The organism is bacterium, from assembly GCA_019912885.1.
Classification (GTDB): Bacteria; Lernaellota; Lernaellaia; order JACKCT01; family JACKCT01; genus JAIOHV01.
The window spans coordinates 1-12394 of the sequence record JAIOHV010000103.1 but is presented as its reverse complement, the minus strand read 5'-3'; the positions used below and the strand labels follow the sequence as shown (position 1 = coordinate 12394).

The following is a 12394-nucleotide window of genomic DNA, read 5'->3' as shown; positions in this document are numbered from 1 at the left end:
GCAATGGCATTCCCCATTCGCAATTCGCAATTCGAAATTCGCAATTCGCAATTCGCAATTCGCAATTCGCAATTCGCAATTCGCAATTCGCAATTCGCAATTCGCAATTCGCAATTCGCAATTCGCAATTCGCAATTCGCAATTCGCAATTCGCAATTTGCGTTCCCGGCTTCCCGACTACTCCTTCGAAAACACAAACACCGCCGGCCGCGCGACGCGCAAATAGTCGTCCACGCTCATCACGATGGAGTCGGTCAGCGAGCCGGCGTTGAAGGCGATGCGTTCGTTTTGCGTGATCGACGGATCGACATAAAGGCGAAACGGCAGGATCGGCGCGCCGAAAGGCGGCACCGCGCCAGGCACGAGGCCGGTCATTGTATCGAGTTCCTCGGGCGTTGCGAATCGCGTGCGGCGGGCGCCAAGCTCGCGGCGTGCCGCGGCCGAATCGAACCGCCGCGCGGCCGACAATACGAATAGCGCAAAGGCGTCGTCCGCTTTCACCAGCAGCGCCTTGCCGCCGACGCGCAACTCCTCGCCTCGCGCCGCCGCGCTTTGTTCTGAGGTCGTCGTCGGCTCGTGACGCACGGTGCGATATTCGATGCCCGCGCCGTCGAGCAAGAGGCGGATGGCGGCGTAAATCGGCGACTCCATGGCTGAACTCCCCTACCCGCGGACGCGGTGCAATCCGCGCACTTCGCTTCGCTTCGTTTGCGGCTCGGACGTCGCGTAAGGCGGCGATGGACAAGATGGACAAAATGGACCGGATGGACAATGGACCCGAACGGCCTTGCCATTCAAATCCACTCCGTGTTCTCTGTGTCTCCTCCGGGCTCTCTGTGTACTGCCGGATCGGAGTGACGCGTGGCGCTGAATCCGAAATTCCTGCCGCAGCTTCGCGCGTTCGTTTCCGTCATCGCGCTTCTGTGGGCGATCGAATTCGCCGACGTGCTCATCTTCGGCGGCATGCTCGACGCCTTCGGCATCCGCCCGCGCGTCGTCGTCAGCCTGGTGTCGATCCCCGTCGCGCCGATGCTTCACGCCGGCTTCGCGCACCTGATCGCGAACACGATTCCGCTATTCGGCCTGGGGTGGTTTGTGATGCTGCGGCGCGGGCGCGATCTCGCGGAAGTCACGGCGACAAGCGTCCTTTTCTCCGGCCTTGGCATCTGGCTTCTCGGCGCGCCGGGGACCGTGCACATCGGCGCGAGCGGCGTCGTGTTCGGGTACCTCGGCTTTCTCGTCTCTCGGGGATTTTTCGAACGCCACATCCTCGCGGCGCTGATCTCGATCTTCGTCGCGGTGACCTACGGCGGCCTCATCTGGGGTGTGCTGCCCGGCCCGGCGGGCGTTTCCTGGCAGGGACATTTGTTCGGTTTTCTCGGGGGCGTCCGCGCGGCGAGCCACGTGCGCCGCTAGCCGCTTGATCGCGTGGCCGATCGGCGTCAATCTGCGGGCTCCACCATTTTGGATCGAATCATGATGCGCCGCCATCCGCTCCCCTTGCACCATGTGCGCTCCGCCTTGTTGGCGATGGCGCTTTTTGCCGCGCTCGTCGCGCTTTCCGGGTGCGGCTGCGGCGACGACGACGACGATGACGCGAGCCCGTCGCCCGCCACGGACGATGACGCGGCGAGCGACGATGACGACGCGGTCGAAGATGACGATGCCTCGGACGACGACCGCGAATGGCCCGACCCTGATCCGCCGCCGGGCGCGGACGATGACGACGACGGCGCGCCTTTCCCCGCGCCGGGTTTTGATCCCGCCGCGCGCGGCGCGTGGCCGGTCGGCAACACGACCTTCGTGTTCGTGGACGAAACGCGGCGCGACCCGGCGACGCACGATGTCCGCACGCTCGTCACCGAGGTGTGGTATCCCGCCACCGACGCGGCGCTCGATCTGCCGCGCGACACGCTCGACGCATTTTTCGGCGACTGGATCGCCCAGGTGCTCGCCATGCTCGCCGCCGAAGGCGCGACACCCGACGAGCTGGCGAATCTCTACGCGCAAACCGGTTCCGCGCGCGATGCGCCGATCCGCGCGGGCGACGCGCCGTTTGGGTTGATCGTTTTCTCGCATGGGCTCGGCGGATTGCGCCTGCAAAATTTCACGACGATGGAATACCTGGCGAGCCACGGCTTTGTCGTCATGGCGCCCGATCACACCGGCAACGCGGCGATCACGCCGCTTCCCGACGGCCCCGTGCCGTTCAACGAAAACCTCGTGCCCGTCTCCTACGGCCAGCGGAAAAAAGACATCTCGTTTCTGATCGACACGATGACCTCGATGGCGCGCAGCGACTCCGGCACGATGTTCGCCGGGCTCGTCGATCCGGGCCGCGTCGCGACGCTCGGGCACTCGTTCGGCGGCACGTGCGCCGTCGAATCCGCGCGCGACGACCGGCGCATTCGCGCGGCCGCGGTGATGGCGTCGTTCATGTTCCCGTGGACGAGCCCCGGCTTTGACGCCGCGCGGTTTTTCATGTTCGGCCTGGAGGACGACTCCATGGGCGACGCGACGTTCCTGTTCCGCTACGACTACGCCATCTCCCCGTCGCCGAAGGTGAAGGTGGAGATGCGGGACGCGGGGCATTACACGTTCACCGATGCCTGCCTGCTTTTGCCCTCGCTCTTCGGCGACGGCGACGGCTGCGGCATGGGCAACCGGCGCAAGACGGGCGAGCCCTTCGCGTTTGTTGACCACGCCGTGGCGCATGCGGTGATCGACCCGTACCTCACCGCGTTTTACGGATACAATCTGCGCGGCGAGGCATCGATGGCCGCGTTCCTTGGCGTCAATCACGCGCCCGAATTGATTGAGCACGAAAGCGAAATCCCGAACCCGGAGCCCTGACATGACCGACGGACCCGTCCTTCTTCTCACCGCGCACGCGGATGACTGCGAGTTTTTCGCGGGCGGACTTGTCGCGAAATTCGCCGCCGAAGGGCGCGAAATTTACGAGGTCATCGCGACCAACAACGAGCGCGGCACGTTCGAGCTCGATCGCGACGAGATCATCAGCGTCTCCCGCGACCGCGAGGCCCGCGACGCCGCGAAGGTGCTCGAAAAGCGCGACGTATTCTTCCTCGAATATCCCGACGGGTTTCTCGGCGACACGCCGATCAACGTGCTGCGCGAGCAGTTCATGCGCTATATCCGTCAAATTCGCCCGTCCACGCTTCTGACCTTCGACCCGTTCGCGCCGTATGAGCCGCACCCGGATCACCGCGCCGTCGCGTTCGCCGCGATGGAGGCCGCGGGTTTCGCGTCGCTGCCGTTTTATCATCACGAACACCTGCGCGAGGGACTCGAGACGCACTACGTCGCCGAAACGTATTACTTCGCCAAGCGCCCGCGCGACGTGAACAAGCTCGTCGACATCACGCCGCACATCGACAAGAAGATCGAATCGATCCTCTGCCACGAAAGCCAGGTGCGCATGATGGTCGAGGACGTGAAGCGAACGTTCGCCGCGACCGGCGGCGATCCGAACGCGCTGGCGATGCTCGACGCCGACAACCCCGGCCCGGTGATCGAAACGTTCGTGCGGGCGTGGGCGGCCGGGGTCGGCGAGCGCGCCGGCGTGGAATACGCCGAGGAATACCGCTACGAGCGCGCCGGCGATCTCATCCGCGAACTGACCGGAGACGCCGCGCCGGAATGAAGATTGAAGATTGAAGAATTAAATCGCAAGAATGATTTCGGCAGGCCGTGAGCGGGTGCTTTTCGGAAGCGTGGAACGCAACCCGACCCGCGTCAGGCAATCTTCAATCTTCAGTCTTCATTCTTCAGTGCCCTCCGCCCGCACGGTGACCCGCGTGTTCTTGAACGCGGGCGTGCGCGATTGAGGATCCACGCGCCGCGCCGTCAGCCCGTTGGCCTCCGGGTAATACATCAGCGCGTTGCCGGGGCGGATATCGAACGGCCGCGCGAGCACGCGCGCGCGGCCCGTATCGCTTTGCACCGTCACCCAGGCGTTCGTCGAAATCGACAGGCGCGCCATGTCCTCGCGCGACAGCAGCACCACATCGCGCCTCTCCTGCCCGCGATAGATGTCCTCTTCCTCGAAAACCACGGTATTGAACTGCCCCTCCGAACGCACGGTCATCAGACGCAGACGCGCATCGCCGTTTGCCTGGGGGATTGGATGCGCCGCGAACCGCGCGCGGCCGTCGCCGGTCGAAAATCGCGGCGTGTGATAGACGCGGCCGGGGATCGTGAATTCGCGCTTCGTGTCGTCGATCGCGGCGACCTCGGACATCTCCGGCACGAGCCGCGCGATCCATCGGCGGATGTTGCGGTGGTCGGCAAGCTCGTTCCAGTCGAGCGGACCGCCTCGTTCGAGTACGCGACGTCCTAGCTGCGCGATCACCTCCACCTCCGTGCGCGTGCCGGGGTGCCGTCTCGGGCCGCCATCGGACAGGCGCACGAAGTTGAACATCGACTCCTGCGTCGTCGCCTGACTCTCCTCGTCGCGCGCCGCGACGGGCAGGACGATCGTCTCCTTGCCACGCCCGTGCGCATGGCCGGTGTTGAGCGAGGTGGAGAGGTACGCGACCAGATCGATTTTCGAAAGCGCCTCCCTCGCGTACGCGGAATCGGGATTCGAACCGTAAAGGTTTCCGCCAAGGCCGATCGCCGCGCGCATCTTCCCTTCGTGCGCGGCCTCGACGCACGCCATCGTGTCAAAGCCCTTCATTGCCGGCACCGGCACGCCGTAATCCGCGAACCGCTCGATCACCGCCTTCTTCAGCGCGGGCGTCACACCCACCGTGCCGATGCCCTGCACGTTGCTGTGACCGCGGATCGGCAAAAGCCCCGCGTGCCGGCGACCGACCATGCCGCGCATCAGCGCGAGGTTCGCGATCCACCGCACGTTCTCGACGCCGTGTTCGTGGTGCGTGATGCCCATCGTCCACGCGAACACCGCCGCGCGCGCGTTCGCGTAAATGTCAGCCGCGCGCTCGATCGTTTCACGCGCCACGCCGGAAGCCGCGACGATATCGTCCCAGTTCGCGGCCTCGACGATTGCGCGCGTCTCGTCCCATCCGGCTGTCGCCTCGCGGATGAACGCGATGTCGATGGCGCCGCGCGCCAGGATCGCCTTGGCGACGCCGACGAAAAACGCGATGTCGCCGCCGATGTTCGGCTGCACGTACAGGCTCGCGATGTCGCTGCCGAAAAGGAGACTCCACCAGTCCGACGGCACGCGAAAACGCACGAGCGCCGGCTCGCGCACGGGATTGACGACAACGACGTTCCCGCCGCGGCGGCGCAGGCGCGCCATCGTCGCCATGAGGCGCGGGTGATTCGACGCCGGGTTGCCGCCGATCAGAAACAGCGTGTCCGCGCGTTCGATATCGGCAAGCTCGACGGTCGCCGTGCCCGTGCCGAAGGACTGCGCAAGGCCGACGCCGCTGGCCTGATGGCAATAATACGAACAGTTGTTGACGTGGTTCGTGCCGTAAACGCGCGCGAACAGTTGCAATAAAAAGCCCGCCTCGTTCGACGAACGGCCGGAGAAATAGAAGAACGTTTCGTCCGGTTTCGTGTCGCGCAGCTTATTGGCGATGCGGGCAAGCGCCTCGTCCCAGGAGATCGGGCGATAGCGGTCGTCATGCGGCCCCGCGTAAAGCGGCGTGGCCAGTCTTCCCGCCGCTTCCAGCTCGCGGGGGCTCATCGCCTCCATTCGCAAAAACGGATGCGCCGCGAACCAGGCGTCCGCGAGCGCGGCTTGCATGTCCGCAGCCATCGCCTGCAACGATTTCTTGCAAAACTCCGGGAAGTGGCCGAGCTCGTTGCGCATGCCGCCGGCCTGGCCGCCCATGCCGACCGCGCACGTCTTGCAGGCATTGCGCGAACGCATCGCGCGCCAAAGGCGAACGGGTCCGACGCGCCACGCGACGCGAAATGCGTACGCGATCGCACGCCAACCGCCGCCGGCGTCAACAGGCTTCATCGGCCATCCGCGGTCTTCGAATTGTGCATGCGGTTCATCATGTCCATCGCGTCCATTATATCTATCCGAACGCTTTTTGGACGCTTTTACCGCCGCGCCTGGACCGACAGTTCATCGCGCGTGTTCACGTTGACCCACGCGGTCGCGACGTGCGGCGGCACGCCGGGCGTGCGAACATCGCCGCGTTCGGCGAGATCGCGCGGACCCTTGCCGGCCCTGCCCAGATCGGCCAGCGCGCCGAGCGCCGCCGGTTCGTAGAGCGCGAGCATCGTCTGCACCTCGTCGCCGACGCGCGGCAGGACGGCGATCGACGCCGCGTCGCGCTCGCTTACGAGCCACGCGATCGCCTCGGGCGTGACCCGCGGCATGTCGCACGCGACGAAAATCCACGCCGCGTCCGGCGCGCTCGTCATGGCGGTCAGCATGCCCGCGAGCGGGCCGGAGCGAGGCGCGGCGACCGTCGGGTCGTCGGCGAGCGCGGCAAGCGACGCAAGCGCCGGCGGCACCGAACCCGCGCCAAGAAGCGTCACCTCGAAACCCGCTTCGACAAACGGCGCGCACGCAAGCTCGATCAGCGTGCGTTCGCCGATGCGCTCCAGATGCTTGGGCGCGCCCATCCGACGGCTCTCGCCGCCGAACAGCACGCCGGCGCGGATGGGGACGGTGGTCATGACGAACATTATGGACCGAATGGGCGGCAATGAAGAAACATCTCGCGCGATGCTCACGGACGCGGTTCACCCTTCGCGACCGCGCGTAAAACGGCACGGTTCGTCGAATCACCACGGCACGTCAAACCCCGCCCACCCCGCGACCTGCACGGGCCGATCCGCGATCGCCTGCCCCGCCAACGCGACTTCGAGCGCCGTGAAGCGGAAACGCACGCCAAGTTGCCCGTAGGCGCCGGCGAGGTCGTTTCCGCGATCGGGCGGATCGATGCTCGTGCGGTCCGTTTCCGCCGTCCGTTCGCGCTCGGTTCGGCGCGTCGTGGTGGCGTCGAACGCAAGGCCGCCCGAAAGGTGCGGCGCGATGTCCATCGCCGGGCGCGGATCGTTCGCCTTCGCGGGCGGCGCGAGTTCGATCGGCACGTGCACGGCGAATCCGGTGAGCAGGCCCGCATCGGCCGACCACTCACGCGCCATGATTTCGCCCTCGCTCGTTTTGCGCGTGCGTTCGAAGGTTTTTTCCTCGGCGCGGCCGAAGTATTGAGCCTCGAATCCCGCGAGCAGAAACGGCAGCGACACCGGGCGGATGGAACCATTGATGCGAAACAGCCAGCCGGCGTCGTGCGCATCGTCCCACACCGCGCCCACTCCCGCCGCGAGCACGAACATCGTCTCGTCCGGCGAGTCGTCGAAAGTCTCGGCCGTGGCGGGAGGATCGCCCGGATCGGCCTCCTGACCGCACGCGGCCGCGGGAAAAAGGAGCGCGGCGAAAAGGACGAAGCAGGTGAGATGCTTGCGCTCCCAGGGCATGCCCGCGCGCCGGCGGCGCGTCATTTCGATGCGCTCGCGGGTAGCGGCGTAACGGTGATCGTGTGCGTTTGCAAAAGCGGATCCGCGTCGACGGTCACAAGGCGCGTGTCCGCGTCGAACGCGAACGACCACGCCGCCTCGGCGTCGGTCGACGCGACATCAAACCCATCCGGGAAATGGCGCGCGGGGATGTAGATCGTCGTTTGCGGCGCGTCGTCCGTGTTTTTGAATTCCACCGTGAACGTGCGCGTCGTCTCGTCGAAACCGTACGCAACAAGACGCCCCGCCGTCGCGCGCGGATACGGGCGATCCAGATGATCGAGGAAGATCGCCTTGTCGTCGCCGTTCGCGTCGATCAGGCCGTACTGATTGTCGTCGCGCCAGAAGACCCACCACGTGGAATGCGCCATCGCCTCGTCGAGCACCGTGGAGGCGTCGCGCGTGTATTCGCCGGCGCCCGGCGCCTTGGAGACGATGCCCATCTCGCCAAGCAGAAGCGGCGCGCCGAACGCGATCGCCTCGCCGGACACCTTCGCCATCAGGTTGCGGATGCGATCGATGCCGAAATCGTATCCGCGCGAACCGCCCGTGCCGGTATCGCCCGGATAGAGATGGGGGCCAAAAATGAGGCGCGGATCGTCGATCGGGTCCATGACGAACGGCAGGCCGATGCCATCGATGATCGACGGCTCGATGACGATGTACGCAGCTTGATGATGCGCGCGGATCGCGTCGATAAAACGCACGTACAGCGGACGCAGGAGCGGGTTCTCGAACGTCCACGGCAACGTGCGCCATCCGGCGACCGGTTCGTTGAAAAGGTCGAACGCGAACACGCGGTCGTCATCCGCGAAGTGCTCCGCGACGCGGCTCCACGCCTCCACGAAGTCGTCCAGATAGTCCGGGTGCGTCCAGAAGTCGGTCGTCGCGGCCATGTAGTTCCACGGCCAGGCGCCGCCGGCGAAGTCCTCGCAGATCCAATCGGGGATGCCGTTGCCGCCAAGCGGCTTGCACCAGTTCCATTGGTGCATGTCGATGATGACGCGAAGCCCGGCGTCGGACGCGTATTGGACGGCCGGATCGACGACATCCGGCAGGTAGGTGTCGTCCCACACGCCGGGATCGGGTTCGAGGTAGTCCCACGCGATCGGCAGGCGGACGACGTTGAATCCCCAGGACGCGATGCGCTCGAAATCCTCCGGCGCGTGGTTGAACCATCCGAATTCCATGCCCATGTAATTCGCGCCGCGCAGGACGATCTCGCGTCCCATTTCGTCCAGCAGCGGCACGCGCGCGGATTCGTCGTCGTCGCCGGTATCGTCGTCTGCCGTGTCGTCATCGCCGGTGTCGTCGTCCACCGTGTCGTCATCGCCGGTATCGTCGTCCACCGCGTCGTCGTCCGCGTCTTCATCGTCGTCGGCGTTGTCGTCGTCAATGGCGTCGTCGTCCGCGCCGTCGTCGTCGTCGGCGTTGTCGTCATCCACCGCGTCGTCATCATCGATGGCGGGAAGTTCGCCCGTGTCGCCGCCCGCGTCCGAGCCGGTATCGTCATCGCATGAACATCCGGGCAACGCGACGCCAAACACCGACAGAACGACCATCAGAAGCAGCGCGTGAACACGCGTTATCGCCAATGAAAACCTCCGAATTCTCAAAGCACGCGATCCATCGTAGGCGGTGGATCGACGCGCGACAACGCATCGAGCACCCGTTCGCGCCCGTTTTTTTGCGTCGCGAATGGAGACTTTCGTTGCAAGACTTACGCGCACGGAAACGGCAATCGAAAAGTCGTGTGAATGGAGCCACACAACGCGCAATCGCGACTAGACCGCGCGGCGCCGCCCTATACTCTAAGGGGCACCAGCAAGCCCGCCTTGCAGTTATTTTAAGCGGGAAAATCAAGTTTTTCGAAGAAAATCGAGGAGGTCGAAGAGATGAAAAGAATGATGGTGTTATTGTTTGTCGCCATGTTCGCCGTCTCGGGAACGGCTTTTGCCAAGGGCGGTGACGACAAGGCGTACAAAACGGGAGCCGCCGCCGCGATGGAGGCCTGCCACGACGCCGAGCGTGAGGTGGGACTCATGGCCAAGGACCCGGTGACGGGCCAGGAATTCGAAATCACGGAAAACACGCCGCACTTCGAGAAGGACGGCCGTCACTGCTATTTCCAGAACGACGCCAACAAGTCGAAGTTCAAGGAAATGAAAAAGGGTAGCGCCGCCGGCGCCGCATCAATGCCCAAGTGAGGGCGCCTGATGCCGCGCGCCCGCGCTTGCGCTTTTTCGCGAAGCGTCGAGGCGCCAGCAATATTTTGAAGGAGAAAATGATGTTGGAAAAATCGATTCATGGATACCTGATCGTTGCGCTGGTCCTTCTGCTTTCGGCCGGCGTCGCGTTTGCCGCGGGCGACACGCTGAGTTCGAAGGGAAGCCCCGGCACGGATAAGGAATTGGCCGAGGGGCAGCGCGCCTGGGATCCCGGCTGTTCGCAATTCGTGACGGTCGGTGAGGAAGGCACGCTGCACGTCGAATACGACGACCAGCACTACTACTTCGGCTCCCAGTCATGCCAGGACAAGTTCCTGAAGAATCCGGGACAGTTCCTGAAGGGCGAACCCGAAATGCAGGAGCGCTCGCTGATCGGCGAGGAGCCTGAAGCCGAAGAGGAAGCCGAGGAATATTGATCCCGGCGACCAGCGAAAATCGCAACCACCGAGCGACTATCGAACCTCGGCCGCAAGGCCGGGGTTTGCGCTCGGCACGGATGGCCCTGGCCGCCGATCCGAATCGCGCGACGGATCGATCGGGCGGGCCGTCCCCACCAAGGAGCGACCCATGTTGAAAGCGTCAATGATGTTTTTTGTCGCGGCCGCGTTGATCCTGTTCGCTTCCGCCGGCCCGGCCGGCGCGGTTGACGGCGATATCGTCAGCTCCGAAGCGAGCCCCGGCACCGATGTCGCGCTCGAAAAGGGGCGCGCGTGGGATCCGGCATGCCGGACAGCCGTGATCATCCGAAAGGACACGCCGAGCCTGATGTACGACGGCAAGTACTTCTATTTCAGCTCCGACGAATGCGCCGAGACGTTCCGGCAGGATGCGTCGTCGTTTGTACGCACCCCGATCGGCGCGACGTATTATTGGGATAGCCAACGCTAGGCCCCAATCCATCGAGACTTTGAACCTCGGCCCCGCGGCCGGGGTTTTTCTTTTGCGCGAGATGTGGAACGATTCGCGCGGGCGACGCGTACCAAATCGCGTCATGGGAAACGGGCGCGCCGTGCGCCCGGCAACGCCAGGTTCAAAAGGAGGACTTCATGCGTCGAACGATCGTCATTCTCGTGGCCGCGCTTTTCGCGCTTTCCGTCGTCGGAGCCGCGATCGCCGAGGAAAGCGCCGAGGCCGAAAAAGCCGCCGCGGCGGGCGAAAAGGTCAAGGATCCCGTGTGCGGCATGATGGTCACCGTCAACGACGACGCGCACCACGCGACGCACGAGGGCGATGACTATTACTTCTGCTCCGCGGCGTGCAAGGAGAAGTTCGAGAAGGAGCCGGGGAAATATTTGAAGAAGTAGGAGATAAGAGATAGGAAATAGGAGATAGGAAATAGGAAATAGGAAACGCAAGTGAGATTGCGCGGGAGAGAAACCGTACGGTCTCACTTCTTTTTTTCGTTCCGACTCTCGCGCAGTTTTCGGCGCATCGCCGTCAACATGCGTCCAACTTCCGCCATGCGTCCGCGAAGCGCTTCCGTTTCCGCGCGCGGAAACCAATCCAGGTCTTCGCACAACGTGACAAGCGTTTCGGTTTCCGCCAACGATCCTTGGGCAATCGCCAGAAAATGGGCTTTTTCGGCTTTCGTTTCCCGCGACCAACCCTCGGCGATGTTTGCCGGTATCGATACTGCGGCCCGCGTGACCTGCGACCTCATGCCGAAAAGTTCTTCGCGCGGCAGATTCGGAACGACGCCATAAACGGCGCGCGCCACGTCCATCGCTTTTTGCCAAATCGTCGTCTTGCGGTAATGCAACGAATCGCCCACGGCGGCTCCTCGGCTCTATTTTCTATTTCCTGTTTCCTATTTCCTCAAAAATAAACATTAATCCCCGCCAGCCCGTCGTAAGTGCCGTAGTCGTCCGCCCGGAAGAATTCCTCGTTCGCGCCGCCGATGGACGAGTAGCGGCCTTCCAGGCGGAAGAAGAAGAATTTGTTGATCATCCAGTCGAAGCCGGCGACGCCCATGTAGCCGACAAGCCAGTCGTCGCCGGAATTCGAAAGCGGGATGGTGCGTTCGTGGCCCTTGCGTTCGATGACGAGGTATTTGCCGCCGGCGGCGGCGCCGAGGTAGGGGTTGAAGGGGTACTTGCGGAAGGGTTCGACGCGCAGCGTCGCCCAGTAGGGCATCGCGCGCCAGAAGCTCTGGCCGGTGCCGTCGAGTTCGACAAGCTCGCCCTCGTGGAAAAAACGCTTGGGCGCGCCCTCTCCGTATTCGTATCCGAGATCGCCGGAGATCGAGAAGTTCCACAGGACGTAATATTTCGCGTTCAGTTCGATGTGCAGGAAGTAAGGAAACTCGTCGTGCAGCTCGTTGTCGGTCGCGAAGGTCGGACCGGCGACGGCGCCGGCGGACAGGCCGCAGCGCGCCTCCGTCTTGCGCGCGTGCGCGGGAAACGCGAGCGCGAGCGCGGCGACAAGCACGGCGGCTCCCGAAAGCCACGGCGATAGGGCAAAACGGCGCATTCGGCGGAGCATATTACACCAACGTAGAGGCTTGCAAAGCGGGGCAGACAAATCGAAGGATTCGACCGTCCGATTCCGCGAGATGCGCATGAACGCAATGCCGCGCCCGGCTGTGGCGGGCGATTTATCGTCACGTTCCACGCGGGTTTCGTGTTCGGCGCGGAGATGGCGGGGATTGCGAAAGACGTCTCGCAACCCGTGGCGATCGTATCGCACGTCTTTTC

General features: G+C 64.1%; 14 protein-coding genes. 7 read left to right on the top strand and 7 right to left on the bottom strand.

What is annotated here, in order from left to right; translation table 11 throughout:
* Positions 1 to 177: 177 nt before the first annotated feature.
* Entirely contained in the window at positions 178 to 651 is a 474-nt protein-coding gene (locus K8I61_08865; GenBank protein ID MBZ0272135.1) for a hypothetical protein, read from the bottom strand.
* Between the two features lie 312 nt (positions 652 to 963).
* On the opposite strand from K8I61_08865, the gene K8I61_08860 reads away from it, so the two are divergent.
* Genes K8I61_08860 through K8I61_08850 form a run of 3 tightly spaced genes read left to right on the top strand, consistent with a single transcriptional unit; the run spans position 964 to position 3664 of the window.
* Positions 964 to 1416: a rhomboid family intramembrane serine protease gene (locus K8I61_08860; protein ID MBZ0272134.1), complete on the top strand. Its 453-nt coding sequence runs from the start codon at positions 964 to 966 to the stop codon at positions 1414 to 1416.
* A 60-nt stretch (positions 1417 to 1476) separates the two neighbouring features.
* The gene (locus K8I61_08855; protein ID MBZ0272133.1) at positions 1477 to 2853 is read left to right on the top strand and encodes a hypothetical protein; all 1377 of its coding nucleotides are present in this window, start codon (positions 1477 to 1479) and stop codon (positions 2851 to 2853) included.
* A gap of 1 nt (position 2854) precedes the next feature.
* Positions 2855 to 3664: a PIG-L family deacetylase gene (locus K8I61_08850; protein ID MBZ0272132.1), complete on the top strand. Its 810-nt coding sequence runs from the start codon at positions 2855 to 2857 to the stop codon at positions 3662 to 3664.
* 117 nt (positions 3665 to 3781) lie between these two features.
* On the opposite strand, the gene K8I61_08845 is transcribed toward K8I61_08850, so the two are convergent.
* From K8I61_08845 to K8I61_08830, 4 genes are all read right to left on the bottom strand, one after another.
* Positions 3782 to 5959 (bottom strand): FdhF/YdeP family oxidoreductase, encoded by a 2178-nt coding sequence (locus K8I61_08845; GenBank protein ID MBZ0272131.1) that lies wholly within the window; start codon positions 5957 to 5959, stop codon positions 3782 to 3784.
* Between the two features lie 86 nt (positions 5960 to 6045).
* Entirely contained in the window at positions 6046 to 6630 is a 585-nt protein-coding gene (locus K8I61_08840; GenBank protein ID MBZ0272130.1) for a molybdenum cofactor guanylyltransferase, read from the bottom strand.
* Between the two features lie 108 nt (positions 6631 to 6738).
* Positions 6739 to 7458 (bottom strand): hypothetical protein, encoded by a 720-nt coding sequence (locus K8I61_08835; GenBank protein ID MBZ0272129.1) that lies wholly within the window; start codon positions 7456 to 7458, stop codon positions 6739 to 6741.
* Entirely contained in the window at positions 7455 to 9068 is a 1614-nt protein-coding gene (locus tag K8I61_08830) for a cellulase family glycosylhydrolase (protein MBZ0272128.1), read from the bottom strand. The genes K8I61_08835 and K8I61_08830 overlap by 4 nt, the downstream gene beginning before the upstream one ends.
* A gap of 300 nt (positions 9069 to 9368) precedes the next feature.
* On the opposite strand from K8I61_08830, the gene K8I61_08825 reads away from it, so the two are divergent.
* The 4 genes from K8I61_08825 (at position 9369) to K8I61_08810 (ending at position 11005) form a co-directional block, all read left to right on the top strand.
* Complete coding sequence (locus K8I61_08825; GenBank protein ID MBZ0272127.1) at positions 9369 to 9680, top strand: hypothetical protein; 312 nt, start codon at positions 9369 to 9371, stop codon at positions 9678 to 9680.
* An 80-nt stretch (positions 9681 to 9760) separates the two neighbouring features.
* Complete coding sequence (locus K8I61_08820) at positions 9761 to 10117, top strand: YHS domain-containing protein (GenBank protein ID MBZ0272126.1); 357 nt, start codon at positions 9761 to 9763, stop codon at positions 10115 to 10117.
* 151 nt (positions 10118 to 10268) lie between these two features.
* Positions 10269 to 10589: a YHS domain-containing protein gene (locus K8I61_08815; GenBank protein MBZ0272125.1), complete on the top strand. Its 321-nt coding sequence runs from the start codon at positions 10269 to 10271 to the stop codon at positions 10587 to 10589.
* Positions 10590 to 10747: 158 nt separating this feature from the next.
* Entirely contained in the window at positions 10748 to 11005 is a 258-nt protein-coding gene (locus K8I61_08810; protein ID MBZ0272124.1) for a YHS domain-containing protein, read from the top strand.
* 83 nt (positions 11006 to 11088) lie between these two features.
* On the opposite strand, the gene K8I61_08805 is transcribed toward K8I61_08810, so the two are convergent.
* Positions 11089 to 11472, bottom strand: coding sequence for a four helix bundle protein (locus tag K8I61_08805; protein ID MBZ0272123.1), 384 nt, complete (start codon positions 11470 to 11472; stop codon positions 11089 to 11091).
* 44 nt (positions 11473 to 11516) lie between these two features.
* Positions 11517 to 12170, bottom strand: coding sequence for an outer membrane beta-barrel protein (locus K8I61_08800; protein MBZ0272122.1), 654 nt, complete (start codon positions 12168 to 12170; stop codon positions 11517 to 11519).
* Positions 12171 to 12394: the final 224 nt, after the last annotated feature.